This is a genomic window from Bacillus cereus group sp. MYBK15-3, from assembly GCF_051916765.1.
In the GTDB taxonomy this organism is placed as follows: domain Bacteria; phylum Bacillota; class Bacilli; order Bacillales; family Bacillaceae_G; genus Bacillus_A; species Bacillus_A cereus.
In genome coordinates, this window is the sequence record NZ_JBQAHG010000006.1 from 307048 (window position 1) to 333627 (window position 26580).

The following is a 26580-nucleotide window of genomic DNA, read 5'->3' on the forward strand; positions in this document are numbered from 1 at the left end:
ATGATTGTATGTCGGGGTGCAGAGAGAACATGACAGATGCTATGCTGAACGTGTATGATGGTTTTGAGGAAGATATGGAAAAGGACTGCTTACATTGTGTGGCGAAGCTAAAAGAGATAGAAGATACTATAAATTTCTCATTACCACAAACAACTGAGCGTGGGACTCCTGTGCTTCATAGCGCTCGAATGGAAATCTATAAAATACAGAAATATTGGTACGGTCGGTTACATTTAGCGATTGGGTTTGTATCTAGGGAGTTTCAAGACAATCATGGTTTGTGGCAAATTGAAATACGCTAAAAGGAAGAAGGTATAACTATGCGTGAGGTAAAAAAGAAGGATATTGAGCGTGCCAGATTTGAGTATCAAATCATGGGAAATGATAGAGATAACTTTACGGCGCAGCTGCTTCGGTTAATCATTAAATCAGATTTACGAAACTTCTGGAAGTTGGCGAGTGTGTATCCTGCTGAAGCTTACGTAATCGCTAAAATACATGGGAAATGTGATTTAAGTAAGTTTAAGATTATTGAGTAGAGGTTTGTATTAGAGGGAGGGGTTTACATGGAGTACATTACAAAAATGGAATGGCATGATGAGACAAAAGCTATTAGAGAGTTAATACCTGACTTAGAGGCTACGGTTTTTCTTAAGGATTACATTATACATAAGGAAATTCGGTTCAATGATGGTGTAGGACTTAGTGTACAAGCAGGGACAGGGTTTCACTCTATACCTCGTGAGTCTGTAGGACTTAGTGATTATAAAGCTATGGAGATGGCAGTAAATAAACATGGTGACTTAGTCCCTATAGAGTCCGTTCTTCCGGAATTTAAACATAAAGAAGTTATGCATGAGAAATTACTAAGCGATAACATTTCTGTGTATGGTTGCGTACCTGTAGAGATTATTGAAGAAGTCTATCAAGGGTTAAAGAAAGAATATGGGTTAGAGTAAAGAGGGTCTAGTGGCTCTCTTTTTTAGTTAGTAATCTATTGACTAAAATATAATAAAATGGTATATTAAATGTAACAAAAACAAAGGGAGTTGGCGGGTATGGATTCACTTAAAGTTGTAGTAGAGGTTTGGGAGAGTAAGGTTATTGGTCATTTAAAAGAAGACAAAGGACGTATTGATACGTTAGAGGATTTATTGAAAGATAAAGAGGTCAGAGGTTGGGTAAGTACTGGAAGTGGACGTTTAGTAGAGTTAGCTGCGTTGGTGGAAAAAGTAGCAGACGAGTATCAAATTGTACGGAAGTATACAACCTTAGAGACAAGAATGAACAGATTGGTCGCTGAGGAAGATAAAGCGATAGTTATGAGACAAATAACAGCTTGGATGGATAGACAGAATCACAAAATAGAAGATGTGTTAAACTTAGTACAAAAATTTACTGATTGAAAACAGGGTTACAGTAATGTGGTTATCGTAAACTAGACAGCTTTTACAGATTATAAAGGGTATTAGCTCTCATCTTTTTACTTACTATTGACTAAAATATAATAAAATGGTATATTATATGTAACAAAAGGAAACGGATAGGGGATGGATTAGATGTTAGAAGTAGTTGATGTTCCTGTAATTTTAGTAAAGCAAGAAAAAATCGTATTGTGGGTGTTAAACGGAGTTAGATTAGGATATTTACCTATATCGGCGGGAAGAGAACCGGCATGTACATCTGCAATTGAATGCTTGGACTGTGAGGAGCCTGTGAAAAGGGAGCTTAACACGAGAGGCTATGTAGATATGTGGAAGAAGTATAATAGCTACACAAGAGCGCAAAAGGATGCTATGAATCAAGCAATTTTAGCAGGTGCTTATAGACTAACTACCGATATAAAAGAGGGGCAAGTTGTTACGGACGGTAACCATGTTGGGTTTGCGTTTGAGTTTGACTACCGTTGGACGAGACGTACTTTCAAACTAGCTTCTTCTAAACAGGGGAGCGTAGACTGGTGTCCTACACATAAAATAGGTGATTTTAAAAAGGTGATTCAAAAATAAGGAGGAATTTACTTTGAAACAGGGAGATTTGTACAACCATCATAAAAATAAAGAGTATTGGTACGATGGGATTGCGCTGCCGATTTCTCAGCTTGATAAACGACACGTAGCGGTCAGTGAGAATGGAGTAGCATATGACGCAGCTACGCCGGAGGGTGAAGAACCCCATCAAGTACAACTTTACTTTAGTAATGGGATAACATTTGTAGATAAAGAAACACCGCATGTGGTATACCAGTCTGAGGATGATTACGACACAGATAAAGTATGGGTACGCGAGGTAGATGAGTTTTTCGGAATGGTTAAAGATAAGCAGGGTAAGTTAGTGCGAAGGTTTTTAAAAAAGGATTAATGAGAGTAAAAAGAGGTTATGTCGTTCGTTGGTTGTTCGACATAACCTCTTTTTAGCGGTTATAGGTTATTTAACATACCCTTCAAAATGGCTTGGAGCTGCAAAGGATAGATAGTACTTTTTAGTTTTATCTAAGCCAGATATCGTACCCGTAGATGTGCTAGCTGGGTCTATATTTAATGTTTGCGTTGCGAACCAAGCACCTTCTTCATAAACCTTAACGGTTAGTTTTCTTTCTTTGTTTAGGTTCTTTATTTTGTAACTAACTGTTGATTTACCTTTAAAGTGGTTGTTTGTGTATAATATGGCGCTTCGTGCCTGACCTGCAAAGTCCATTTGTGATTTCGTTAGGTTTACAACGTCCGATGAACCCGGTTTCGTCATTGAGCGTTGAATAATTGGGGCTTTAGGTTGGTTTTCTGAAACGCCGACGTTTACGGTTTGAGTAACTACCGTATCCGGGTTACTGTTAGCGTTTTCAATAGTGTCTGCGGAAGCGCCAACTGTAGGAATAGTAAGGCATGCACAAACTGCAAGTGTAGATAATACTTTTTTCATAATTAAAAATCCCCTTTTCATATATTTTCTAAACATTGTATACATTAACACATTTAGATAATATAATATATTGAATTTGACAATATTTCACATTTAGTTCATATATGTGGAAATGATTTAACTTTATTTTATTGACTAAAATATATAAAAGTGGTATAGTATAAATAAGATAACGAAGATAAGGGAGTGGGTATTTTGATTAATTATGGGTTTACGGTTACAGATTTGATGGGCGGTGTGACGCAGGTTTGTTATCAAACAAAGGTTGCGTTAACGAATGAGGAAAGAATACAGAGACTTACAGACCATTTAAACGTGGAGACAATGAGTTGTTGTGAAGATTTAGATATAGGGTTTGGGGTGTACAGAACGTTAGACGGTGGAAAAGAGGTAAGACAAGTTAAGGATGTAAAGTTAGAGTTAGTAGATGTGAACGAAGTCGATAAAGTAAGAAAGTTACTTGCTGAGCAAGAAGCGAAGCATGAATATGATTTCTTCATACTGGATTACCCGCAGAGCCTACTGGATGAGAAACCACTTAGCGGGGAGCAGGCTATACAGATTGTAAATAAACTTAAAGAATTAGCTAAAAAACATGGAGAACCAGAGAAGAAGGAGTTTGAAATCTGGAACGAGACTAGCTCTGGTTTGGATAATTATCTTGGAGAATCTGAAGGTGTTGATTTCAAGGATGCTTGTATTAACTATGCTAAAAAGCATAAATGGTTCTTTGAGAGTTTTGATGCAGGTAAAATGACTTTTTATGGTAGTAAGTTAATCGGTAAAATACCAGAAGAATAAACAGGTGCGGGAGAGGTGTATTGGTTTGCAGAGTATAGAAAGGGACTTACGTTTAACCCGAATAGGTCTTAAGGATGCTATGGTGCTGTTGGATTTGGGAGGTACGTTATACGAGGTTCGTCAAGATTTGTTAAGTGCTATCTACAAAGATGGGGACATTATTTACAGAAAGTTAAGCAAAGGAAGAAGGATAGCGGTACATAGGAGGATGTTACCTAGACTTAAGCTTTTTGTTTTGTCGGTAGATGACAATAAAGAGGGTCTAAGGGTGGTTAATACTGAAAGGGACTTGCTAGAAACAAAGATTGACAGGTTAGGCGAAGAGATAACTCATCTATATAGAGACAAGGAAAACCTAAGTATGCAGGTGACTGGAGTGTCTGAGGAGGCACGTATGTGGAAGGAAAAGTATGAATCTCTAAAGAGGGATACGGAGAAGCTTTAAAACTACGACAATGCTTTCTTTCTCAATATTAGGTACAAATTTATATAGAATGATAACAAAGCCCTTACAATGTACTGTAGGGGCGTTAAACTAGATAAGAGGAGGTTGGTCTATATGGGTTATGCAACACAAAAAGTAGAGAACGTTGTAATTGATGCGGTAATTCATAATTATTTAAAACATAAATCAATTCGTAGTGTACGTTCAGACAAGCCTGAGTGTGAGCTATGTCATCATACATTCGAGACTACAGATACCGTGAATTTGGCGTTAACATCAAAAGAGTGTAGAAGTGGAAACCTATTTCTTTGTAACACTTGCGCTGATAAAGCGGTTAAAGGTGGGGCAGATGAGTCGTACTTGAATAAGCCGGGCGAAGGCGGATTCTAATATCGATGGAGGGGGAGATACTATGATTACAGATAAAGAATTAATTGACATGCTGCGTGAACGGATAAGTGAAAGACTTGGGGTTGACCACAGTAACACCGATTTTTGCACAGTAGATAACAAGGTTATGGACGATACATACGGATGGTTTATTACAGATGATGAAGATGTTGTTAAATGGGTAAATGCGGTTAACTCATTAGATGGAAATGTCGAAAGAATCAACAGACAGATTCATATGCAAACAGAGAAATACAGTTGGGACTTATCGTTAGGTAGTGTAATAACAGGGTTTTATAATACGTTGCCTACGGGGATTTTGCGTACGTCAGCTGCAGAAAAAACGGGGGCTGATAAGTACGAGGGGGTTATCCATCTCGATAGTGGTGTAGGGTTTAAGATTGAAATTCGTCTTTGCGATAGGGAATGGGTTTGTAAGGCATATAAACTTTGGTAAGGAGTGGGAGAATGCGTAGTATACAGTGGGTAAAAGTGGATGGTAGGGATACAGAGCTGTGGGTTCGGGATTCCTTTAATGAAGTAGGTGGGGAAGATTGTGTGAATGTGAGTGTAGTCGGTGCAAAGACTCGTATCGATATACCATTAAATAAGGCTGAGGAATTGGCGTATCACTTGTTAGATGTTATCGGTAAGCTGCCGAAGAGACCTGAAGAGGTGTTACGTGAGGCAATGGGTGAGATAAGTGAGCTTATCGACAATAACATAGGTCAGGAAGCTAAGGTAAAAACAACAAATGACGCTAAAACGATAAGTAATTGGAATGGTCAGAAACATGGGTTAAAGAATGCATTGAGTGCAGTATCTGATGTAAGAAACAAATACATGTAAGGCGTTTTTACAAGATTGCGTATAAGGTTAGGGGTTATGTTATAATATAGGAAGACGGGATGCTGTCACATCTGTCTAATTTGTAACGGTCGCCTTAAGGTAACTGGTCGCAAAAGAAAATTTATTTGTTCTTTTAGAGCCATCTCTTTTACGTTTGGTCGACGTCGGGGTGGTTGTTATTATGCATTATCTTTTTCTAAAGCCTACTCTTGAGTTTCCAACGGAAAGAGTGGGTTTTTTGTTGTATTTTTTAGTTTGGGTAAAAAGAGTTGGACTTACGATAACATTAGGGACAGTATCTAACGTGAGGAGTAAATACATATAAGACAGTTTTACGAAACTTCCCATAAAACTGTATATAAATAAATAGGACATGTTATAATCTAATCAGATATAGATTTTGTATTTATGTGAGGGAGAACTTTCATAGTTCATGTAAATACAAAAGCAGTGTATACAGAATTATCATTTTGCATACACTAAAAAACAGGGTGAGCCAACACCCTGTTCTGCAACTACCGCTAACGGTGGGGGTTGCTACTAAACCAAATTACTTGTGTCTAGAAGACTTCCCACGCTTGCGAGGCTTATGGGAGGTCTTCTTTTTGCTCTTTTTGTTCTCAAGCTGTTTAAGGACAAATGTTGTGCCTTCTTTAGCAAGTGTCTTAGCAACCTCTAGGGTTACGGCAATCAAAAGGGCTAAAAGAAATTCCATGTGGCTACACCTCCTTTCTTCGTACAAATCGTGTGAAGAAAGGGTTTGTGCAACCTCCCAACCTATAACGTAGTTACTACTCCATTTTACCATATAAACGTTTTTCATGAGCTAAGAAAACCCATACAAATGAATGTATGGGTCTTTTACTGTCATGGGTGACAGTGTGTTATTTTGTAATTTGGAAAGTACCGCCATGATAGTAGCTGTTGCCTACTTTTAATACCGCTACATAAGTACCTGGAGCGAATCCAGTTGTAATCGGTGTTGTGAATCGGCTTGAGTTGTGGTTGCCTGTGTTTGTAGCGTAAATTGTTTTATATCGCTGTAAATCACCGTAGTCGCTACCATTTGGGTCAAGTCGGTATAGTTTTACTACGCCATTTGAAACGCCGCCGACGTTAATTGTTACGTCAAACTTACCACCATGTCTTAAAGTACCTACCGCTAATTCTGAGATAAAATCAGCGTTGTGGTGGATTTCGAAGTTTGTGCTGTAGTCCCAGTCGTCTGGAATTACAAATGCTCGCTGAACTGGGTCAGGAGTTGCAGCAGATGCTTGGTTTGCTGAAAATAGACCGGATGCCGTAAAACCACCGATTGTTAGTGCGCCGATAAGTGCTAATGTTTTTAGTTTTTTCATTGTAAAGTCTCCTTTTAGTTTAGTAAGTTAACTATAAATTTGGATTTACTTCGTAATTTTGAATTTGCCACCGTAGTAGAAGCTGTCGCCAACTTTTAATACTGCTACGTAGTCACCCGGTGGGTAGACGTTTGTAATTGGTGTTGTAAATCGGCTGAAGTTATGGTGACCTGCTTCAGCGCCGTAAATTGTTTTATATCGCTGTAAGTCACCGTAGTCACTAACGCCGTTAGGGTCGATATAGTAAAGCTTAAGGATGCCGTTATCAACGCCGCCAACTTCTACGTTAATATCAAGTGTAGAGCCGATACGTAGTGTACCTAAGTTCAATTCTTGGCGATAATCAGCGTTGTGATGTACGTGCTGATAAGTTGGGAATCCCCAGTCATCTGCTACTGCATACTGAACGTTTTGTGGTGTTGCAGCTGCTGCTTGATTGGATGAAAACAGTCCTGATGCAGTGAAACCGCCGATTGTTAATGCTCCAATAAGTGCTAGTGTTTTTAGCTTTTTCATGCGTTAACTCCTCCTAAGTTTGTTATTAAGTAACGGGGGTAATATCACTAATATATGGCAATATTCCCATATATGATTATATCACTAATAAGTAGGAAAAGTTCGACAATTTATGGGAAGATTTCTATATGATGGGATTTAGGAAGATTAGAAAGTATATGATAAGGGGAATTGAGTAAAGGGAAAGTAAGTAGTTTAAAATATAAGGTAGAAATAAGGAAAGGGTTGGTATAGGTCTATGGATGTACATGAATTTGAGAGAAGGGTTATAGGAGGTAAGGATGTTGACCTTGAGATGGATAAGGTAGAGGCATCTCAGGAGGCGATTTTACTTAATTTCAGTAGACGACCTTACCAGAGTACGTTGAAGTTGTTGGATAATATGATTAAGGCTCATAGTCAGGAAGAGGGAGCTGTGCCTTTGTATATGAGGTTTGGGGAATTGGACGATGAGGCTTACAACCTTGGGGTTTTAGTAGAAGGGTACGAAGATGAAGATGGCGAGATTGTAACAGAAGAAGATGGAGATAAAGTTTATCTAGTTGGGAGATTGAACCTAACACTTGAGTTTTGGGTAAAGCTTGGGAATAACTTATACAGCTTTGAGCCAACGTTATGTAGTTGGGTAGATGGTCGAGTTACTAAATTAAGTCGTGATGACTATGTGGGGACGATTAAGCTGACTGTAGGTGATGACGATGAGCTTATTTAGTTCATGGGCAAAGAAGAATAAGCGGGACAGTAGTGCCAGAATGAGTTCTCAAATGCTTGGAAGTATCAGCGAGTCGCAGAGTTCGCTCAACATCAATATTGGAGCGGGCGGGTTACTGAATACGGGCAGTTCCGATAAGGAAACCTACTATAGAGAGTTGCGTACAAAGATTTCGGACGAGACCTTAATCCTTATGGAGAGTGTATTTAAACTACATAACAGCCGGAAAAGTATATTTTCTCGGTTAGAGGATGAGGGAGTTTCTCTTATGTATTTGGTGGCGCTTGGTATTACCTCTGAGGAAGATGTACAGAGTTATCTTACGTTAAAAGAGCGTGGGATTGATATAGGCAATATGCTGCAGGACGCTAAAAATAATACGTGGGACGAGGTATATGCAAGGGAGATTTTAAGTGGGGAAGAGGCGTACCCAATACTTCGGGATATCTACGGAAACCCTGTACAGTATGTAGAGGATACTGAGCGCCCAACGACTCCTACGCCGAGCATTCAAATTCAAAAAGAAGAACCAAAAGAGCCAATTCACATAAAGGTTATGGGGCAAACAGAGGTTGAGGATTTAACCGAACCAGAGGAGCAGGTTATGGAGGACGTTGAGGTAGCGGCGGATGAGGTAGCCAGTACTACAGATGTATCGCAGGTTACAGTTTCGGAAGAGACCGCAGAGGTTACTGCAGGTAAGGAAGATGTGAAGAAGTCAGATTGGTTTGCAAAACTAGACCAAATCATAAACGAGGCGGAAACCAGTGCAAAGCATGATGAGGAAGATGAAAGACTGAAACAAGAAGAGGAAGAGCGTGAGCCGGAAGAGGTTGTAAAACCAAGGTTGAAGCAGGTATATATTCTTGCGGAGTCGGTAGCTATTCCGAAGCTTGAGGGGTATGAGTTCTTTATGGTTAAGGGTGTGCAGGATTTCAACAACTTTACATCACATCGAGACAACTTACTTGTTATTACGCAGCAAGTACCGAAGAGGTTAGCGAACCATTTCCTTAACTGGCTAAAAGGGGTTATGAGTAGTGGGGATAGATATCGAGTCGTTACGTTGAAGTCTTCTGCAGTACCACATGATATTGTAGAGGCTGAGGTGAATCTCACGCAGGAAGACTTGGATAATTACTACGGTGAGAAAGATGCGAAAGATTATATGGGAACTGGTGTAGGTTCGTTTATGGATATTTCAAGTGCATTAAGCGACGAGAGTAAAATGTAAGAGAGGGAGAGAGTAGAATGACGGTTGCGGAAAAAGAACAATCGAAATATGCCGATGGGTATGTGACTACGCTTGAGGATGCTGATTTTAAGAGAAGACAGGATAAAATTTCAATGATGTTGCGTACAGCGGTTGCGAATGAGACAGATGCGCAGGATGTGTTGATTGTCGAGGGCGAGATTATCGATTTTAAAATACGTGGACGTTGGGTAAAACAAAGCCAATTAGAGGTTTGGGACATCGATGATTTCAATATCTTCTTGAATAAATTTTGCAGACAAGAGACTGTAAGCCGTAAAGGGTACAGCACTCCGTTTACACCGGGAGATACAAACTATGAAAGTAAGAACGAGAGAACGATTGATAACCTATTCTTCTCGGCGTTAATGAACGATAACGGGAAGAGCTTCGACTTTAGCGCACATTTAAACAAGACGCTACGTGTACATGTGTATTCGGCGTTTACTAACAATGTGAGCCAAGAGAAAGCGGTTATTGCTATCCGATTAGTGCCGAATGAAATCCCAGACTTAGATGACTTAAATTTACCTTCGGCGGTTGCTGAGGTGCAAAAACAAAAGTCGGGTATTTTCATTATTAGTGGACATACAGGGGCAGGTAAAACGACAACGGCAGCTGCTATCATAAAAGCGATTAATATGGACATGGACACAAGACGAGTGACGCTTACGGTAGAAGACCCGATTGAGTTCGTACATGAGTCGGCTAACGGTCGTGTGATTCAACGCCAGTTGAAGGTTAACGTATTAAGCTACTCGGATGCGGCAAAAGATGCGGTTCGTGAGGGCGTAGACGTTGTGTATTTCGGGGAGTTGCGTGAAGAGGCTGAGATGTATCAGGCGCTGCGCTTAGCTGAAATGGGTAAACTGGTTATCGCTACAATGCATGCAAATTCGGTAGCGGATACAAGTGACCGATTTGTTGGGGAGTTTAGTCCAGATATTCAAGAGAGTATTCGTTCTCGACTGTTTGAGAACTTAGTGGGAATTTTACATCAAAACCTTAAGGTGTATAGAGATAAGCAATTCCCGGTTGCATCTACGTTAATGATAACAAGTGATGCAGTGCGTACACAGGTAAGGGACGTATTTACTCGTGCAGGTGTGAATAATCTCTTAGACAATAGTTCAGAGACTTGGGCGGTATCTACTAAAGATGCATTTAGAGAGTTGATGGCTCGAGGAGTAGAAGGACTGGATGAAGAAGCAGAAGAATTGTTCTCCTAAAAACCAGAATAACTGACAAAATATAGGGTTATAACCGTACAAATTATGGTTATAACCCTATTTTATTTGAAGATTGACGAAGAAAGAGATAATGGAAGCCTAACAAAGAAAGACTAAGTCTGCTATACTAAAGGTAACAAGTTAGCGGTGTATATCGCCACAACTGGGATAAATGATATAAGAGATAAATAAAAGACATAAACTAACTAGACAGACTATAGATAAAAGACAGCGTTTAGTCGTATATAAAAGGGAAGCAATTAACGAGATAATAGATAAAATACAGAGATAAAAAAGAGATGAAGAATAGATTAGGATAGGTATAAGGAGGATTTTGTTATGGGTACAGAACAATATATTGGAGAGTCTTTAGGAGAGTTTCAAATCAATAAGCCTGACGAGTACATGGTGAGTGGAAACATCTTATTAGGAACATTATTTGATGAAATGACATTAAACGTATTTAAAGTGCAAGAAAACGGTGGACGTGGAGAGTTACTAGAGCAGCATACTCGTCGTTACCCGGTTGCGCCGACAGGTGGTAAATTTAATCTAATGAGAAAGTTCCGTAACGTAATGTTAGAGAGAACATTCATGGAGTTTGAGAAAACAAATAATCACGGCATCTTATTCAGTATGCAGTAATCCCAGAGTTTACTGATTACCGAGAATTAGGGGGATGTTATGATTTACTTAGATAAAGACACAGAGGACTATTTAGAAAAATACGGAATCGGGTTAAAGGTACGTAAAGATAAAGTAATGGTGGCAGATGAAGAAGGTAAGGCAACTATCCCATCTAAGTTGTACCCATTAACAAATAAGAGAACTATACAGTTTTACTGCTATGTAAATACGGAGCAGATAGAGGAAGGAATCGAGAGTTTCCAGACGATTAAGGACGCATACGATTCAGTTAAGTTTGAAGTAGGAAAATGCTATCAAAATACAGAGAATTTATATAGAAGTTTATTACAGGCAGGGGTTCCTGAGGACGACATGAAGACCTATGTAGGTTGGATTTTAGTAGGAAGTAAGCCAATCCATCATTGTTGGTTAGTGTATAAGGATAAGCATGTATTAGATGGAAGTATTACAGCTGCTGAGATGCATGCGCAGCAAAAGATTGTAGATGAGCATATTACGGACATTAATAAGCAGCGTGAAATCGTGGTAGGACTTACGTTAGAGGCGTTAAAGTTACCTAACTCGCAGATACGTACATTCGGTAAGGTAATGCCAATATATGATTATGTAGGTACAGTATGTGAGCCGGATGCAGGACGTGCAGAGTATCGAAAACTAATCAGTGCATACCCAAACCACCCATCGTACGCAGGTGCAGGGTCAAACCCGACAGGAGCTTCTAAGGCGCAACAAATGATATTAGATAGAATGTAAGTAGGTAAGGCGGTAGTGATGTTCGCCTTACCTTTTTGCGTATAAAAACACCAAAACATTGACTAAAATATAATAAACTGGTATAGTGTAAGTAACAAAACAAAGCAAATAAGGGAAATTATATGGAGGTAAGGAACATGTTAAAATACGGAACAAAAGAACGTGCAGAGGTTGTTAAAGAGGTAAAGAAGCTGAATCCAAATTTATCACATATGGAGGATTTCGATTGTGGTTCTTGTGACCATGCGGTTACTGGTGAGGGTGGAAGATTGTACTGTTCTTTACATGAATTTAAGAAGGTTGCGGATTTTAACTTATGTTCTGATTATAATTAAGATGAAAAAGGAGGAGTTAGTATGATAGCTGTAAAATTAAGTAGAACAAAAGACGGAGATGCGGTAGTGGAGGGTGTAGAGCATAAAATGAAGCATCACTCACCTTCTGGTTTTGAGTTCGGGTATGGTGGTAGCGGACCCGCTGATTTAGCTTACAATATCCTGTTAAAGTATGTGAAGAACATGGATGTAATCAACACGAAATATCAGCAATTTAAGTGGGATGTGATTGCTGCTATCCCTGAGACGGGAGGAGTTATCACAGTAGAAACCATCCGTAACTGGGTTAAAGTTAATATTCCTGAGGTAGATACGGATACGTTAACTTGGGGTTAATATCGGAATTAAAGTAGGAGAATCGCTCAAATTGGGCGGTTCTTTTTTCGGTTGATAAGTAAGTAGGCAACCGGTGTCGGGGTATGTGATAAACTGTGTGTAGGTAAATAAAAGATGATTGGGATTTAAATAAGGAGGTAATAGTGTGAATAAAAAAGACTTGTTTAATGAAGTAATGGTGAGTTTAGAGAAGGAGAAAATAGATATAAATAAACTTGAAGGAGAAGTTAAGTTGTTTATATATGGTGAAAAACCTGCACTACTAACAAATCCAAGGCGTAGATATGTTCAGATTTTAATGGGTATCTATCCTAGTTTATCTATGCCAAACATAAACTCTGTTCTTATTTTTCAAGATGGAAACATAACTATGAGATACATGAGAGATGTTGCTGAGGTTAAGATAGGTAAGAAAAGCGGCAGGGCTTATATAAATTACAATCAAGGGGAAATGGGGACGACTCTGGGGTATCCTCCTTTTTTAAGTAGTTTATACAATAAGTATGGGGATGACTTAGATAGAGATAAGGATAATACAGAGAGATGGTGCAGAGTTAGATATCATGGGTACTCTTTTGTAGCGCCTAAGAACTTGGTTATAGCTAGTGTAAATTGGATGTTAGAGAATCGACCAATTTCTGTAGAATTACAAACAGGTATTACAGTTGCGACACCTAAGGAAGTATATAAGGAGAGAGGACTATTCTTAAATCCTGATATACCTTACGAAGAGTTCAAGGCGTTGCAAGAATTTGTTGCTCATAACTAGATTATGTAAAGTAAAGAACCTCTCAAACAGGAAGGTTCTTTTTAGTTACGGGTTACGTTGGTCATTAGGTATTGGGTCATTGCTTTTAAGGAGGTTACATAAGCATCCAGAACCAGTATTTCATCGGCGCTAAGTTGTTGGAGGTATTCGGTAAAAGGTTCAAGTTGCTCAGGAGTAAAACCATCACCGCCCCGGACGGCTTCTAGTTCGTTAATGATTTGGATAGGTTTTCTCATGGATGCACCAACTTTCTTTTTAAGAGCAGTATGGGCAGGATTGCATCACTATAAACAAAAAAGAACCACTCGGTTAAAGAGGTTCTTTTAAATGAAGATGTGAGTGGGTGTATGAATCAGTGTGACCGTAATTAGTCGTTGACTTGGAGATGCTCATGTGGAGTGCTAGTGACTGATGACCTACCCGACTAACATGTCGACTAAACACCCACTTCAGCTTTTAAATGAAGATGTTAGTCGGATATGCCACCCATCTTTTACAGTCTATGTTTGGGACTTGGGTGTTGTGCAGATAATCTATATTCAAGTATGTTTATGTGCGAATAATTAAACTTGGAGGAATGACTTATAAAGACTTCAGTAAAGATTGGAATTGTAACAGCAATGTATCTACTTATATTTTTCATGACGAGTTCGTGGTTCTTCATACGTGCGTTCACTTTGGGATTTTTCACACCTCCACCTAGTTACATAGATTCGTTGGTGAGTCTGGTTATTTTATGTTTATATGGAAATACGTTTGTATTCTGGTTAGGAAGATTTTCGAGTTGGACTACAAGCCGAAAGGTTAAAGTTCAGATTCTCACTTTTATTGGTTTATGGGTTTTCCACCTTATTTTACGTTTGTTCGGAGCATGGTAGCATCTGAGAGCAAACGAGACGGGTAAACCCCTACCCTTTTCATTTTCGTTATGTCTCACGCACGTTTTTAATCTCTGACAGTTGACTAAAATATGTATAAACTGGTATACAAAATTTAAAAATATCCCGTTTTTAATAAATTATTTTTGTTGATATAAATGGGTTTTCGGGGTACGATGAAGAGGACAGAAAATAGGTGATTTTTTCCTAAAATCTGGAGAATTGAGGTAGAGAAATGGGAATATATAATGTAAGACCGCTGCGAACAAATGAAGAAATAAAGGATATGTTGTGGGCGATTCAAAAAACGAGTAGACGCTATAAAAGGGATATGTTTTTATTCAAACTTGGAATCAACACAGGCTTACGTGTGAGCGACTTGGTACGCCTTACAGTAAAGGACATGTCGACGCAAAGACCGAGGATTCAAGAGAAGAAAAGAAAAAAGAAACGTACGTTGTTCTTGGAGAGTATTTGGGAAGATGTGCAGGAGTATACAGCAGGTAAAAAACCGGAAGAATATTTGTTTCAAAGTCAGAAGGGTGACAACAAACCATTATCGACTGTAGCGGTATATCAAATGTTAGATAAGGCTGCTAAACTACTGGAGCGAGACGATGTGGGAACACATACGATGAGAAAAACGTTTGGTTATCATTACTATAAGGCAACAAAAGATATTGCATCGTTAATGGATATTTTTAATCACAGTGACCAAAATGAAACGAAAAAGTACATAGAAATTCATGAGGATGATTTAGCTGAGTCTATGAAGGGATTCCGTTTGGGTTAAATCTAAATTTTTTAAATGAAGATGTTGGAGGTGTTAAAATGAATCAATGCCCTAAATGTAACGGTGAGTTAGTCCGTGAAGTGAATAAGGAGTTGCAGATAGTTGAGGTTGCTTGCAGAGACTGTACGTATTACACATCTTATGACTTACCTAAGTAGAATTATATAAATGAAGATGTTGAGGTTTAGAGCTTGCTAGATTTGCTTTAGACCTCTATTTATTTCCTAAAATTTAGGCGGTCGTGAGAAGCAACGAAAATTAAATATGTGGGTACTTGGTCACTAAGTTTGTTCTCACAACCCCTATTTTTCTTGTAGAATATCGTTATATGTAACTATAGAACTTATTTATTTGCAACTAGTAAATATAGACCTTTTTTGAGTAAATTTAGACCTTGGAATATCCCCTCCCCTATTTTTACTATCCAAATTTCATTTAACGAAGATGTTGATATTTTTATATACAAATAGGTATGTAAATTTAACCCATCTAGTAGTTTCAAAGAGTCATAGACAGGTAGATTCGTTTTAAGAGTTTCATATTTTCAATGATTCATATATTTTTATATAGTTATATTTATAAATTGATATATTGTTTAGTCTTGTGATTTTCATTTTACAAGTTACGAAGTCTCTCATTTTTAGATTTGGAATCTGCTAAGGGTTTTGGCTATCTCCCCTGCTTCCGACCTGCGTGATAAGGAAATCGGAGTTTTTAATCCTAATATTGTTATGATTGAATATATAAAGAGGGTTTAGGAGGCTATATATGGAAAATGAAAATCTTGATATATTAATAGAGGATATTCGGACTAAATGGAATCCGGAGCGGTTTGGTATTGTTCGTTACCCTCACCCAGTTGCGGTTGTGCGGGATAGAGAGTCTTTCGGACAAAAGATTCGTAGTGTGTTAGATATGCCTATTAAATTGCCAAACTCGGACGTTCGTATTCCGAGAGACTTACAGACACCTGGAATAATAGAGGTCGTAAATACTTGTCTAGAGTTTGAGAAAGGTATCAATCCAAATTGGGAAGACTATTATCTATATCTTACAGTCCACCATTCTCCTGTAAAGAAAGCATCAACACAGAGAAGAGCAGGTGCGCATATTGATGGGATGCAGGGTGAAAGGTATCCTGATAAACTACCAGTCTGTCACTCCTATGTGGTGAGTAACGCTATACCTACTCGTTTTTACCATCATCCTTTTCAAACAAACTTGTGCGAAATGACACAAAATTGGTTCTGCGAGTTTGATAAGGTTAAAGATAAAAAGAGGTCTGTGCTAGCTAAACCGTTTGAAATCAACCTTATGACAGCATATTCAGTACATGAGAGTACAGCAACATCTAAAGATGTGTTGAGAACGTTTGTAAGATTAGAGTTTTCATTAAAGAAATTTGATAGAAAAGGAAATAGTGTGAATCCCCTGTTTGATTTAGATTGGAACTATCAAGAGCGTGAGATTCCGAAACATCTTGCGCAGGGTATATTTGATTGATACAATCATTTATATAAGAAGAAACACGGGGATTATAAGTCTAATGTGCTTGTAATCCCCTTTCTTATTTCGATAACAAAAGTCGAGTGCTGCTTGCCAATAATTGCTATGATAAAAGAAGATGAAACAAGAATTACGCAAAGAGGTGTGTGGCTTATGGGTAACGTAATAACAAAGGATGTATGGGTAGAACGGTTTATATTGGCAATGGATGGGTTGTATAAAGGGATTTCTAAAGGGAATAAGGATATCTATCAAACACAAATAGATTTGGGGGTAAAGTTTTCTGGTGATGCATATAATAGAAAGCTAAAGAAAAGCGGTGCGGTTACCTGCGAAGATTTTAATGAATTTATATCTACATATAAAGGAAGGTAAGCTTCCCCTTCCCCCTTTAAATAATAAAGAATATATTTTCAAAATAAATGAAGATATTCTGTTGACTAAAATATAATAAAGTGGTATATTAGAGTCAACAAAGGAAAACAAAAGGAAAATTAAAGGAAAGAGGGAGATTTAAAATGGCTAAACAACCAAAATTAGATTATGATTCAATCGAGGTATTATATAACTACGGGTACAATACAAAGGAAATTGCAGCTCTACTGGGTAGCGTTAATGGTCACATTTCAAAGGTCTTACGTAGCTTAGGTGTACCAACTCGTAAACGTGGGGAAGTTGCTCACAAAACGGCTTTTTACGATATGGATAGCGATGCACAAACACTGTTAGGTGATTATAAAGCATCACTCGATGATATGTACCAAAACTGGGCTGAAAGGTTAAAGAACAAGCAACCTAAAAAAGTAACAACGGTTAAACGTAAGGCTAAAGCAAAGGTAAGTAAAGCGGATGAATTTCCTGCTGAAGAAGTAAGCCAGATAAAGAAAGAAGCAGAAGTCGCTGTTACGGTAGCTCCTGTTGAGTCAAATGAAGTTGAGTCAAATGAAGTCGAGGCAGTTGAGGCAGTTGAGGCAGTTGAAGCAGAAACTGATATTCTAGATGAATTGGCAGAGGATACTGTACCTGTTGAGGTGGTAGAGAAACCTGTTACAATCGAGTTAGAAGTAGAAAAAACAGAAGAAGGTTATGAAATCCTTCGTGGAGAAGCGTTCCGAAGTGCTGATTTAATGGTACAAGGGTCTATTATCCAACATTTCATTAACAAAGGAATGGCACAACGTCCAATCGCTAAAGAGTTAGAAATTGCTCAGTCTAACGTATCTAGAATTTGGAGTAAATTTAAAAAAGTAAATAAGTAACCCTGTGGGACTTACCCATAGGGTTTTTTGTTTGTCTTAAAATCGTGTTTTGATATGAATAAGCACCTTTACATTTCCGCTATGGGTTAGAATAAGACTATAAATTTAACGGCAAAGAAAGGGTGCGAGATGCAAATGATTCACTTTGATGGTGGGGTTGCGCTACAGTATAGCCCTACGGAAACCAAACGTTCAGATAGCAGAATTAACTGGGACAACCCTTCTAATAGTGTCATTGTGCAGATGGGTTTGGATGTTGACTATGTACTGCAGGTGTTTAAAAATATTGACGAGGCTTGCCAGTACGTTTTGGACTTGGGGTATTATAAAGCGGATATGGCTACGGCACGTCGTTATCTTCGCTGTGGGCTTCGCCGCAGGGATGGAAGGTATTTAGACTACCGTTGGGTTACGGAGTACGATTACGTGTACGGAAACTATGAGAAACTAATTAGAAATGTGTTTCCTAAAGACGATAATATTATTCAGATGTTTGCAGATAGTAATGAAATCTTTAATGTGTTTTCCTCTGTAGATATGGCTACATATGTAACAGGGATGTCAGGTCTTCGTATCCGTGGGGGTATGGTTAGTCGTAATGGATTCGCAGGAGGCTATAGATGGATGCTGCAGTCCGATTACAATGCCGGGCGCTTCCCTGCTCTGGCTGATGTAGATAAAGCAAGGGTGCAAGGGGTCAAGGCTTGGAATCCCGTTAGCGGCGACCCTGTTATGGTGTTAGGGAGCGCAGGGGAAATTAAGGGAAGACTAGCGAGCTTTAGCGAGGCACGGGATACCTATCAGCTAGACGGGTTGGCGGAAATTACGCTGCAGGAGTTGGGAAGACTCCCGAGGCGTGGTGATGTTTTAGAGATGGAATCCGTGTTTTGGGATAAGCAACTCCGTGCGGAGCAAGGGAATCCCTTTAATTCTCGCTATATTGTTGAGGTTTCGGTTGCAAATAAGATAGTGCGGGAGTACCGTACGATTCGTGGAGTCGCTAAGGAGCTTTCGCTGAAGCCTTGCGAGGTTGAAGAGATTCTTGGCGGTATGTATATGGGTCGGAAATGGATGAGAAAAGATGCTTATTATCGTGAGGTTCTAGGGTTATAGATAGAAAGTTTTTGGCGTACTGAAAGAGACGTCTAGTGCAATAGATAAGGTTTGGGAATGGCTTATGGGTGTAGACCTGTAAGCCATTTTTCTTTGTCTTCCCCTCCCCTCTTCCGGATTTGATATAGATGTTGGATGATATACAGGATAGGCAGTAGATAACTGGTGAAGAGGAAACCAAAACTGTTAGGTTACTGGTTATATAGTACAGGGATTACATCATGGGGAGGAATAAACGATGGCATGGTCACTGTTAACGAGACGAAGTAAAAAGAAAGACTTGGTACATGAAATACTGCATAATGGAAAGTTATTGACTGCTAAAGATGCAAGGATGAGTACGAATTTCGTAGCTGACGGGACATATATTCCTTTATTTCAGAATATGGATGTGGACGAGTTGGTAAAGGACGTATTATCTGAGGTAAATAAATTTATGAATCGAAGCCAGTTATATCCGGTGGACTCGGCATCTATTATGTACGGTGCAGATATCTTGAGGAGTTTAAGTATGGAATTTCGGTTAGGCAAGAGGGAAAACAAAGATTTAGAGCTACTTGCTGAGCATTACGCCAGTTGTCGTTCTACAGTTATTTACGCAATTGAGGTACTGGAGGCGCTTGGGTATGCGGTTCGTGTGGTCGAGGTTGACCGGGATAATACAGTAACCAGTATGTTGTCTGTTCATTGGTAGGCAGTTTCTACTCACAATATAGCCAAAATAACCCAGAAATATACAGATATATGGGATTTGATAAGAGTGCAGAAATACAAGAATAAAGTATGTGTTAAAGTAAACATGTGCTTGGGACTAGTACATGTTGTTTCTTGGCTCTATTGGTTTCCATTAGATAAAAGCTAGCAAATTCTACAGAGAGGGCAATCATCATGTACGGGGCAGATGATTGCCTTTTTGGATACTGAGGGTATGAAGATGTGAGGGTATGAAGATGTGAGGGGGTTATATTGTGGAGAATGTAAATGAAATGATTGAAGAAAGAAGAATAGAACTAGCAGATAAGGTTAAACGTCTGGGGGTACTGGATGATTCGGTTGTGGAGTTAAGTCAGGAGTTGGACAACCTTATTATGCAGTCCATGAAGATGGCAACAAGAAAATATGTATGTGTTACGTAAAAATAAGAAGTTTGATAACAGGTAAGCTGAATTTATATAAGTATTCTGGTATACTGAAGGTACTTGCTAGAAGGCAAGTCGATTTCCGAAATAATATACAGGTATCAACACTTCGTATATTGTTTTCTTTCTTTAATTTCCTTTTGTTTGCCCCTGCAGGGACGTATCTGCAGGGGTATTTTAATGGACAAAAAGAAGGAAATAAACGATATAAGGGAAAGTAGATAATAGAAGTACGAAATGCATTTGAGTTGATGTATTTCCTTCCCTACTTTATTAAAAATAGATTTGAGTTTGGAGAACCTCGTAGGCATTCACACCCTATGAGGTTATTCTATATAGGTTAAAGGAGATGTTAAGAGTTGGTACGTAAAGAAGATGAAAAGAAACCAGAAAATGCAGGTAAAAAGAAGTTTAGTTTTAAGAGTATAAGCTTTAAGACGGTGACGAGTAATAAAAGGGTGTTTGCTATCAGTGTAGCGTTAGCTGTTGCAATAAGTGTAGGTATAGGTACATATATAAGTACAAAAGACTCGGATGCTAAAATCGAAAATAAAGGCTATACAAAGAAGGATGTTGTGAAAGCAGAGACGGCTATAACTAAAATGGATAAATCCATTGATGAGGTTCTTGCTCCTACAGGAGATACAAAGAATAAGGATGAGGGTAAAAAAGCTGCAGGTAAGAAGGACGATAAGGAAGATGTAAAAGGTAATGATATAGACAAGAGTAAGGTGTTTGTAGCAGTAAAGGCGGTTAATGAGTCTGATGTAAAAACAGTTGAAGCAGCTGCAAAAACATTGGAAGAAGCGATTGATACGTTGATGCCAAACCTTCAGTCTAAAGGAATAGATGAGAGTTCTAAGAAAATTAAGGAGTTTAAAGAGGTAGATGTGGCAGCTAAATCTATCTTGCAGGAGTACCATTCAATTTATAAAGGGCTTCGTGATGTTGAGGCTGAGATGAATGCAGGTGGAGACAAAGAGAAAATCCATAAGATTGTTGAAGATGTAAAGTACAGATTAGTCAGCATTAAAACCATTCAAAGGAACTACAACAACGCTAAAAAAGAAGTGGAGAAGGTAAGTAAAGGTTAAGTATTGGAGGGATGGTTATGATACTTAGTACGTCAGTGCAACCTTTTGATACAGTGCCAAAAGGGGACACTTTATTGCTGTTTTTTGCCGGGAGTGTGACGCTATTTATACTTGGTTTGGTTTTAGCTCTTATTTTGGAAATTAGACATAGAGGTTCAATTAAGATTAGCGACTGGGGCTTCGCTAGAAAAATGGTTAACACGGTTGGTTCGGTTATCTGCATTGCTTTTTGTTGGTTGTACATGTCGGATGCGTTACATTATATTAAAGCCAATGATACGGCTGCGAGTTTTAATATTTTTAGTTTTGATACGCCCTTGCATATGATGTTTGGGGGTTTGTTGGCGGCTTGTGCGTTTGCGTTAACTGAGTTTGAAGTTGAGATGTCTAGTAAGAGTGTATAATTGTTTACTATGTAAAAGCAGGGATGAGTTTCCTGCTTTTTGTGTGATATATTTAGGTTATTTCCATTTGAATATTTGTACTATACTAGAAGTAGGTAAAACGTAGTTGGGGGTGTTTATGTATTGTTGAATGTTATACTTTTGACCACTGTAGCCATATTAGGTGTATGTAGGGAAAGATATTTCTTTAGACGTGACGGAAAGGTTTGGAAGATTCCACTATTTTGGTTGTTTGTTATTCTTATGATGGTTGTTTGCTTTCAAAAATTGACCGGTACAGCCTTAGGCGATATATTCTCGACCTTAAGCCTAGATATAGACTATGAGGGACTTCACAATATTCTCGGGGTTGTGTTTATCTTAGGTGTGATACTTGCAATGCTCTGGTTAGGGTTTGTATGTAATAAAATAACAAAGTCGGGGAGAGGCTCGGTTACGGTTTTAGCTGAGATTCCCTTTTGGCTCGTTGTTTTATTTTTTGCTGGTTTAGGGTTATTATTTTTTGACGGGTATAGAGGTTTGATGTACCCTCTTATATTTACGGTACTTATGAGTACGATTTCCTTGGCTGTCTTACTGGCGGTTAGGGTTGCGGAGGCTTTGCATGATGTCTAAGGTCATGTAGTCTTCGCTCTTTTTATTTGCGGGGACAGGGTGCGCCGCTATGTCTTTGCTATTTAGGGGATAAAAAGTTTTGAGGGCTGTGTGCGGCGCACAAAGTATTTGTATATAGTGTAGATGGCGATAAGGAGCTATGTGGTAGGTTGAACTATAACAAATTTGGTTGCTAAAAGTGTAAGGGTTTAATCGATAGGGGTGAGTGCAGTAAATAATTTAGTTGTGGCGGTATATGGCGGAGACAGTGAAAAATTTAGGGAGGATTGTGAAATGTCTTCGCTAGATGTCGTGAAAACCTTAGTTCACTTGCGGGGATTCCTTTGGTCTTTGTAAGTATCTGACTGGATTTGTATGGGAAACTCCTATGTCCTTGCAGTGTCTTCGCTCCGATGTTTATAGTTTTTAATGGATGATGCGGGTAAACTATTGACTAAAAAGTAATAATTTGGTATAGTTAAATCAACAAAAGGAAGATAAATTGAAGATAAGGAGTGGGTATTTATTATGTTTACAGGTACAATGTATATGTTGTTACTGTTTGGAGGTCAGCTATTTTTACTTAGTGCATTGGGGTTAGCTCTCACAACAACGGCGGGCATGGTTACCGGAACACCTGAGAATTTTCATAAGATTAAACTATGGGTAACACAAACATTCATTATTTCGGCAGGTATAATTTTACTAGCTGCTACTCTATGGGGAACATACGAGGCAGGGGCTTGGTTACTTCAAAAATATATGTTTTAAGGGGTGGAGGCAGTTGGAGATAATAAATCCGACTGCTTTTTCTATGTTGACTTAATGTAGACTCAAAGTGTACTAAAATCACAAATATAACTAAGACAAGGCGGAAAATACAACCCATGTAGACTTAATGTAGACTTGTTTTATAGGAAGTTGGGCAGATATATAAGAGTGAAACAACCCATGTAGACTTAATGTGTACTTAACGTAGACTAAATACACAAAAAAGAGGAAGCTGTTTGATACGCATGAGGATGTTTTTTCCCTGTAATTTCGGTAAAATTAAGGTAGAAGTTGAGGTGATATCTGAATGGCTAAAATGAATTATAAGAAGCTCGTCAAATTCTTGGTTGGTGATGATGACCAGAAGGAGTATCTAGCTGAGTTAGTTGAGCAGCGTAAAGGTGATTTAAAGACCTATATTAAACGAGGTATCTTTTGTTCTGCTGATGGAAACTTGGAGGAACTCAGTTATGTCATGGAGAAGTTAGGGATGACAGAGGAAGATTTAGATATGGACGAGATTAGTCTAGGGTTATTTGAACGTGGGTACATCATTCCGGTTTGGGATGGTTATATGAACCTTATGTTTTACATTAACTATTCTTGGTTAAGGGATAAGTCTAAAAAGTATCTGAATATCTATCCAATTACAAATAGCAACAACCTTAAGGCTATGAAGATGTATGGGATGCATAATTTAAAGCAGGCATTGCAGGAAGATAGGATTGTAGTGGTCGAGGGTGTATTCGATGTCCTTCGGTTAGAGCAATACGGAATCCCTGCGGTAAGTCTAATGGGTACTAAAGTTATGCCATACCATAAACAGTTCCTTAGTAGGTTTAAGACAGTTATTTACATTCGTGATGAAGATAACGCAGGCGCAACGGCTTGGAGACGTTTCAAAGATGAAGTACCTCATGCAATTGAGTACAGAATTTCTGGGGCGGCTAAGGATATTGATAAGTTTGCACAGGATAGCACATTTGAATTTGAGGATTGGATTAAACCGCTTCAAACGTTAGGAAAACGTGCTGCTTAAATAGAGATAGAAAGGTAAAGGGTATTGTGAGAGAGAAATTATTAAATAAAGAGATGGGGTTTAATGCAGCCCTTCTGTTGTTTGGCGTGTGTATGTTGCAGTTCACAACGCATCTAAATTACGGCGAGAGGCTTTTGTATCGGGTCGTACTTGCTGCTATCGTTACGTTTCTGTATAAGAAGTTTATAAATAGCGGAGAAATGAAGACAAACGTAAATAAGTGGAGACTGAAAACCAAACTACATTATGTTGTCGGTATATTAGGTCTGGTAGAGTTGCTAGGGGTTATAGTCGCTAAAAGTATGGATAAGGTACAGACAATGAGTCCAGTAGCGGCAACTCATGTCTTAGCAGAGACTGATTTTACATTAGTTGCTGTGACGGCGGTAGTGACTGTGTTGGTGTCTCTTCCTCTTATCTATGCGATACTGCAATTATCGTTATATGCTAGGATTTTTACAGTTTGGGTGTACAACAATAAACGAAGATGGTTTATACCTTCGTTGGTGGTGTGTGAGATGTTCTTTATCTCGTTCATATCCTTAGTTAACTAGAAGATAAAATAGAAGCAAAGGGGAAATGAAGATGAAAGGTGTAACAGTAGAGGGAACAAAAACAACGGTAAAGGTTAATGATGAGTATACAATCACTATCGATTTTCCAAAAGGCGTGTTCGCTGCGACAAGACATGGAGAGCCTTGGCGTGATTTAACTGGTGACCAATTGGTATTGTCACTATGTAACCGAATCGAGGACTTAGAGGAACAACTGGAGAAGAAAAAACAATAAAGAAATTGTAGTATTGTCAAAACAAGAAGCAGGGTGACCTGCTTTTATCTCAGATAATTATTGACTAAAATATAATAAAATGGTATATTTAAAGCAACAAACAAAGGAGGAATACACATGACACATACGTTTAGCGAACATACACATTCATTAGAAGAGGGGTTTCAGTTTACTCGAGGGTTGGTACAACATAAATGGTCTTCTTTAGTAGCAGAAAAGGTTTGGTTTCAGATTCAGTCTGAAACAGAAGATGTAAGAGTATACATAATCCGCTACGGTGTAGGTGTTACTCTAGGGGCAGTAACTATTACTGAGGGGCAAACGGTTGTTACGTTACTTAAAAACTTCGATATAATTGAGAACGTAAAGAGTAAGGTAGCAAGTTTGTTACTAAATAGAGTTGAGACTGTCGAGAATGTAAATAAAACAATACATGAAATATTTCCGGTTATCGGTGAGTTAACTACAGGGACTGGTGTTTTTGTGTACAAATGGGAGTTATGTGTATTCCGAATTGATTTTGAAAAGGTCGGAGATAATAAAATCACTGTTTATGCTGTGCAGTAATACGGGCAGGGATTATTCCCTGCCGTATCTACATTAGTTTATTGACTAAAATATAATAAAGTGGTATACTATAAATAACAAAATAAACGGGAGGTAATGAAGATGGAGGCATTAGGTAAATTAGAATTTCGTGGAGCGCATGGTGAGGGGGATTTTTTAACTTGGGCGCATGGCGATTCGGTTGCAAAGAACGGCAAGCATTATATTTCTATGGATGGTCGTGAAATTGAGGTAAATCCAGAGACGGTAGGTTATAAAGTCGGTACAGACCATAAGGGTGTTTCGGTATTTATCGGTACAGTCGTTGCTGTAAAAGGTAGAGAAACAAAGGAAATTCGTGATAATAAAGGACAGTTGGTTGCTGCTGATTTAGTGAATACATCGTTTTATTCAGTCGAAACTGATGGAGATAGTGTAATGGGTCTTAGTTATCAAAAATTAATAATAGATAAGCATGGAAACCTGCATTACACGGGCGAGGGATTGGAAATAGGAGAGCTTGACCTTAGAGATACAGAGGTTATTGGTGACCGATTTGATAAGTTACGTGCGCCGTATACACCACGCACAGAAATGCACCTAGCTGTAGGTAAATACCATAGCGTGTGGAAAAACAACGAAGAGTTAGTCATTTGGAATCTGTATGAGTCTACGACAGATGGAACAAGCGTAGCTATTGGTCGTATTGGGGAAATTCCGGAAATTAGTCAGGTTTGGTATTACCGTGAGCTTGATGCAATTGATGAGTACGGAAGAACAAGTGATTTTTACGTGAAGTATAATGGAATTTACTACGGTCTTACAGAATTTCTCGGTATGGATGTAACAAAATTAGACTTATAAAGGTAGGTTAGGGTTATGTACAAATATGAAATAACGAAAGATGTTGATACAAAAGAGGACGGTTTCTGTGCTGCCAGAGATTTCGTACATAAAACATGGGGAACACTTAGTCCTTACGAGGTTTGGTTTACTAGTTTAGATGAGGCGGATGAGTTTTTTGAAGTACGTTATAAGAGCGTTGCAGTTCTTGGGGTTGTTGAAGTCAGTAAAGGAAAAGCAGATATTATGCTGCGTAGCGAAGTAGATATTGTTATGCAATTACACGGGAAGATAGGCAGCAATAACGGAGCAGATGCAAAAGAAACAACCGATTATATCAGAACGTTGTTACCAATACGTACTGAGGTTTGTGCAGATGGTGATATTGTTGAGCATATCGATTTTATCTGGGAGTCTGCAGGATTCCGTGTACAGTTTTACACAGAAGAAACGAAGGGGTTACTCATCGATAGAGTAGATGTTATAGCAGAACAATAAAA

41 protein-coding genes are annotated in these 26580 nt (G+C 38.6%); 36 read left to right on the plus strand and 5 right to left on the minus strand.

The genetic code is table 11. The features are described 5' to 3' along the window. Nucleotides 1–8 precede the first annotated feature (8 nt). From ACTFR8_RS24285 to ACTFR8_RS24310, 6 genes are all read left to right on the plus strand, one after another. On the plus strand, nt 9–302 hold the full coding sequence (locus ACTFR8_RS24285; RefSeq protein WP_440028515.1) for a hypothetical protein: 294 nt from the start codon (nt 9–11) through the stop codon (nt 300–302). Nucleotides 303–320: 18 nt separating this feature from the next. Beyond that, nucleotides 321–539: a hypothetical protein gene (locus tag ACTFR8_RS24290; RefSeq protein ID WP_440028518.1), complete on the plus strand. Its 219-nt coding sequence runs from the start codon at nt 321–323 to the stop codon at nt 537–539. A gap of 27 nt (nt 540–566) precedes the next feature. Then, nucleotides 567–959 carry a hypothetical protein gene (locus tag ACTFR8_RS24295; RefSeq protein ID WP_440028521.1) on the plus strand — a complete coding sequence of 131 codons (393 nt, stop codon included), beginning with the start codon at nt 567–569 and terminating at the stop codon, nt 957–959. 99 nt (nt 960–1058) lie between these two features. Then, entirely contained in the window at nt 1059–1406 is a 348-nt protein-coding gene (locus ACTFR8_RS24300; RefSeq protein WP_440028524.1) for a hypothetical protein, read from the plus strand. Nucleotides 1407–1559: 153 nt separating this feature from the next. Then, nucleotides 1560–2009, plus strand: a complete 450-nt coding sequence (locus tag ACTFR8_RS24305) for a hypothetical protein (protein WP_221660620.1) — start codon at nt 1560–1562, stop codon at nt 2007–2009. Nucleotides 2010–2022: 13 nt separating this feature from the next. Next, a complete protein-coding gene (locus ACTFR8_RS24310; RefSeq protein ID WP_221660621.1) occupies nt 2023–2361 on the plus strand; it encodes a DUF1653 domain-containing protein in 339 nt (112 codons plus the stop codon). Nucleotides 2362–2427: 66 nt separating this feature from the next. Here ACTFR8_RS24310 and ACTFR8_RS24315 read toward each other — a convergent pair whose 3' ends face one another. Then, entirely contained in the window at nt 2428–2919 is a 492-nt protein-coding gene (locus ACTFR8_RS24315; RefSeq protein ID WP_221660622.1) for a hypothetical protein, read from the minus strand. 195 nt (nt 2920–3114) lie between these two features. On the opposite strand from ACTFR8_RS24315, the gene ACTFR8_RS24320 reads away from it, so the two are divergent. The 5 genes from ACTFR8_RS24320 (at nt 3115) to ACTFR8_RS24340 (ending at nt 5404) form a co-directional block, all read left to right on the plus strand. Continuing rightward, nucleotides 3115–3720: a hypothetical protein gene (locus ACTFR8_RS24320; protein ID WP_440028528.1), complete on the plus strand. Its 606-nt coding sequence runs from the start codon at nt 3115–3117 to the stop codon at nt 3718–3720. Nucleotides 3721–3745: 25 nt separating this feature from the next. Then, nucleotides 3746–4165, plus strand: coding sequence for a hypothetical protein (locus tag ACTFR8_RS24325; RefSeq protein ID WP_440028529.1), 420 nt, complete (start codon nt 3746–3748; stop codon nt 4163–4165). 114 nt (nt 4166–4279) lie between these two features. After that, nucleotides 4280–4555, plus strand: coding sequence for a hypothetical protein (locus ACTFR8_RS24330; protein WP_440028531.1), 276 nt, complete (start codon nt 4280–4282; stop codon nt 4553–4555). A 22-nt stretch (nt 4556–4577) separates the two neighbouring features. Continuing rightward, nucleotides 4578–5012 carry a hypothetical protein gene (locus ACTFR8_RS24335; protein WP_440028532.1) on the plus strand — a complete coding sequence of 145 codons (435 nt, stop codon included), beginning with the start codon at nt 4578–4580 and terminating at the stop codon, nt 5010–5012. A gap of 11 nt (nt 5013–5023) precedes the next feature. Then, the gene (locus ACTFR8_RS24340; RefSeq protein WP_440028535.1) at nt 5024–5404 is read left to right on the plus strand and encodes a hypothetical protein; all 381 of its coding nucleotides are present in this window, start codon (nt 5024–5026) and stop codon (nt 5402–5404) included. A gap of 550 nt (nt 5405–5954) precedes the next feature. On the opposite strand, the gene ACTFR8_RS24345 is transcribed toward ACTFR8_RS24340, so the two are convergent. The 3 genes from ACTFR8_RS24345 to ACTFR8_RS24355 all read right to left on the minus strand — a co-directional run bounded on the left by ACTFR8_RS24345 (nt 5955) and on the right by ACTFR8_RS24355 (nt 7278). Next, nucleotides 5955–6119: a hypothetical protein gene (locus ACTFR8_RS24345; RefSeq protein WP_193635601.1), complete on the minus strand. Its 165-nt coding sequence runs from the start codon at nt 6117–6119 to the stop codon at nt 5955–5957. 169 nt (nt 6120–6288) lie between these two features. Further along, nucleotides 6289–6762, minus strand: coding sequence for a DUF5065 family protein (locus ACTFR8_RS24350; RefSeq protein WP_221660628.1), 474 nt, complete (start codon nt 6760–6762; stop codon nt 6289–6291). 45 nt (nt 6763–6807) lie between these two features. Next, nucleotides 6808–7278 carry a DUF5065 family protein gene (locus ACTFR8_RS24355; RefSeq protein WP_221660629.1) on the minus strand — a complete coding sequence of 157 codons (471 nt, stop codon included), beginning with the start codon at nt 7276–7278 and terminating at the stop codon, nt 6808–6810. 238 nt (nt 7279–7516) lie between these two features. On the opposite strand from ACTFR8_RS24355, the gene ACTFR8_RS24360 reads away from it, so the two are divergent. The 8 genes from ACTFR8_RS24360 to ACTFR8_RS24395 all read left to right on the plus strand — a co-directional run bounded on the left by ACTFR8_RS24360 (nt 7517) and on the right by ACTFR8_RS24395 (nt 13312). Continuing rightward, nucleotides 7517–7990 (plus strand): hypothetical protein, encoded by a 474-nt coding sequence (locus ACTFR8_RS24360; RefSeq protein WP_221660630.1) that lies wholly within the window; start codon nt 7517–7519, stop codon nt 7988–7990. Nucleotides 7991–8258: 268 nt separating this feature from the next. Next, nucleotides 8259–9224 (plus strand): hypothetical protein, encoded by a 966-nt coding sequence (locus ACTFR8_RS24365; RefSeq protein WP_440028539.1) that lies wholly within the window; start codon nt 8259–8261, stop codon nt 9222–9224. 17 nt (nt 9225–9241) lie between these two features. Then, nucleotides 9242–10471, plus strand: a complete 1230-nt coding sequence (locus tag ACTFR8_RS24370; RefSeq protein ID WP_221660632.1) for an ATPase, T2SS/T4P/T4SS family — start codon at nt 9242–9244, stop codon at nt 10469–10471. A gap of 339 nt (nt 10472–10810) precedes the next feature. After that, nucleotides 10811–11116 (plus strand): hypothetical protein, encoded by a 306-nt coding sequence (locus ACTFR8_RS24375; RefSeq protein ID WP_193635607.1) that lies wholly within the window; start codon nt 10811–10813, stop codon nt 11114–11116. Between the two features lie 39 nt (nt 11117–11155). After that, the gene (locus ACTFR8_RS24380) at nt 11156–11872 is read left to right on the plus strand and encodes a hypothetical protein (protein ID WP_440028542.1); all 717 of its coding nucleotides are present in this window, start codon (nt 11156–11158) and stop codon (nt 11870–11872) included. A 137-nt stretch (nt 11873–12009) separates the two neighbouring features. After that, on the plus strand, nt 12010–12207 hold the full coding sequence (locus ACTFR8_RS24385; RefSeq protein WP_440028544.1) for a hypothetical protein: 198 nt from the start codon (nt 12010–12012) through the stop codon (nt 12205–12207). Nucleotides 12208–12228: 21 nt separating this feature from the next. Then, nucleotides 12229–12543: a DUF6166 domain-containing protein gene (locus ACTFR8_RS24390; protein ID WP_440028547.1), complete on the plus strand. Its 315-nt coding sequence runs from the start codon at nt 12229–12231 to the stop codon at nt 12541–12543. A gap of 145 nt (nt 12544–12688) precedes the next feature. Further along, a complete protein-coding gene (locus ACTFR8_RS24395) occupies nt 12689–13312 on the plus strand; it encodes a hypothetical protein (protein WP_440028550.1) in 624 nt (207 codons plus the stop codon). A gap of 41 nt (nt 13313–13353) precedes the next feature. On the opposite strand, the gene ACTFR8_RS24400 is transcribed toward ACTFR8_RS24395, so the two are convergent. Next, nucleotides 13354–13548, minus strand: coding sequence for a hypothetical protein (locus ACTFR8_RS24400; RefSeq protein WP_193635612.1), 195 nt, complete (start codon nt 13546–13548; stop codon nt 13354–13356). 877 nt (nt 13549–14425) lie between these two features. On the opposite strand from ACTFR8_RS24400, the gene ACTFR8_RS24405 reads away from it, so the two are divergent. From ACTFR8_RS24405 to ACTFR8_RS24485, 17 genes are all read left to right on the plus strand, one after another. Beyond that, the gene (locus ACTFR8_RS24405; protein ID WP_193635613.1) at nt 14426–14983 is read left to right on the plus strand and encodes a tyrosine-type recombinase/integrase; all 558 of its coding nucleotides are present in this window, start codon (nt 14426–14428) and stop codon (nt 14981–14983) included. Between the two features lie 768 nt (nt 14984–15751). Then, nucleotides 15752–16486 (plus strand): hypothetical protein, encoded by a 735-nt coding sequence (locus ACTFR8_RS24410; protein ID WP_440028552.1) that lies wholly within the window; start codon nt 15752–15754, stop codon nt 16484–16486. Nucleotides 16487–16594: 108 nt separating this feature from the next. Continuing rightward, nucleotides 16595–16864: a hypothetical protein gene (locus ACTFR8_RS24415; protein ID WP_440028554.1), complete on the plus strand. Its 270-nt coding sequence runs from the start codon at nt 16595–16597 to the stop codon at nt 16862–16864. A 143-nt stretch (nt 16865–17007) separates the two neighbouring features. Continuing rightward, nucleotides 17008–17748 carry a hypothetical protein gene (locus ACTFR8_RS24420; RefSeq protein WP_440028555.1) on the plus strand — a complete coding sequence of 247 codons (741 nt, stop codon included), beginning with the start codon at nt 17008–17010 and terminating at the stop codon, nt 17746–17748. Between the two features lie 135 nt (nt 17749–17883). Next, nucleotides 17884–18861: a hypothetical protein gene (locus ACTFR8_RS24425; protein ID WP_440028557.1), complete on the plus strand. Its 978-nt coding sequence runs from the start codon at nt 17884–17886 to the stop codon at nt 18859–18861. Nucleotides 18862–19099: 238 nt separating this feature from the next. Further along, entirely contained in the window at nt 19100–19555 is a 456-nt protein-coding gene (locus ACTFR8_RS24430) for a hypothetical protein (protein ID WP_440028559.1), read from the plus strand. Nucleotides 19556–19829: 274 nt separating this feature from the next. Further along, the gene (locus ACTFR8_RS24435) at nt 19830–19997 is read left to right on the plus strand and encodes a Spo0E family sporulation regulatory protein-aspartic acid phosphatase (protein ID WP_440028562.1); all 168 of its coding nucleotides are present in this window, start codon (nt 19830–19832) and stop codon (nt 19995–19997) included. Between the two features lie 362 nt (nt 19998–20359). Further along, a complete protein-coding gene (locus tag ACTFR8_RS24440) occupies nt 20360–21094 on the plus strand; it encodes a hypothetical protein (protein WP_440028565.1) in 735 nt (244 codons plus the stop codon). Nucleotides 21095–21111: 17 nt separating this feature from the next. After that, nucleotides 21112–21498 (plus strand): hypothetical protein, encoded by a 387-nt coding sequence (locus ACTFR8_RS24445; RefSeq protein ID WP_440028567.1) that lies wholly within the window; start codon nt 21112–21114, stop codon nt 21496–21498. Between the two features lie 123 nt (nt 21499–21621). Then, nucleotides 21622–22113: a hypothetical protein gene (locus tag ACTFR8_RS24450; protein WP_440028570.1), complete on the plus strand. Its 492-nt coding sequence runs from the start codon at nt 21622–21624 to the stop codon at nt 22111–22113. 507 nt (nt 22114–22620) lie between these two features. Further along, a complete protein-coding gene (locus ACTFR8_RS24455; protein WP_440028573.1) occupies nt 22621–22863 on the plus strand; it encodes a hypothetical protein in 243 nt (80 codons plus the stop codon). Between the two features lie 307 nt (nt 22864–23170). Then, complete coding sequence (locus tag ACTFR8_RS24460; protein WP_221660647.1) at nt 23171–23902, plus strand: toprim domain-containing protein; 732 nt, start codon at nt 23171–23173, stop codon at nt 23900–23902. A 134-nt stretch (nt 23903–24036) separates the two neighbouring features. Then, the gene (locus tag ACTFR8_RS24465; RefSeq protein ID WP_440028575.1) at nt 24037–24456 is read left to right on the plus strand and encodes a hypothetical protein; all 420 of its coding nucleotides are present in this window, start codon (nt 24037–24039) and stop codon (nt 24454–24456) included. Nucleotides 24457–24487: 31 nt separating this feature from the next. Further along, nucleotides 24488–24691, plus strand: a complete 204-nt coding sequence (locus tag ACTFR8_RS24470; RefSeq protein ID WP_440028578.1) for a hypothetical protein — start codon at nt 24488–24490, stop codon at nt 24689–24691. Between the two features lie 117 nt (nt 24692–24808). Beyond that, complete coding sequence (locus ACTFR8_RS24475) at nt 24809–25258, plus strand: hypothetical protein (RefSeq protein ID WP_440028581.1); 450 nt, start codon at nt 24809–24811, stop codon at nt 25256–25258. 102 nt (nt 25259–25360) lie between these two features. Further along, complete coding sequence (locus ACTFR8_RS24480) at nt 25361–26101, plus strand: hypothetical protein (protein WP_440028583.1); 741 nt, start codon at nt 25361–25363, stop codon at nt 26099–26101. Between the two features lie 15 nt (nt 26102–26116). Further along, nucleotides 26117–26578 carry a hypothetical protein gene (locus ACTFR8_RS24485; RefSeq protein ID WP_440028585.1) on the plus strand — a complete coding sequence of 154 codons (462 nt, stop codon included), beginning with the start codon at nt 26117–26119 and terminating at the stop codon, nt 26576–26578. Nucleotides 26579–26580: the final 2 nt, after the last annotated feature.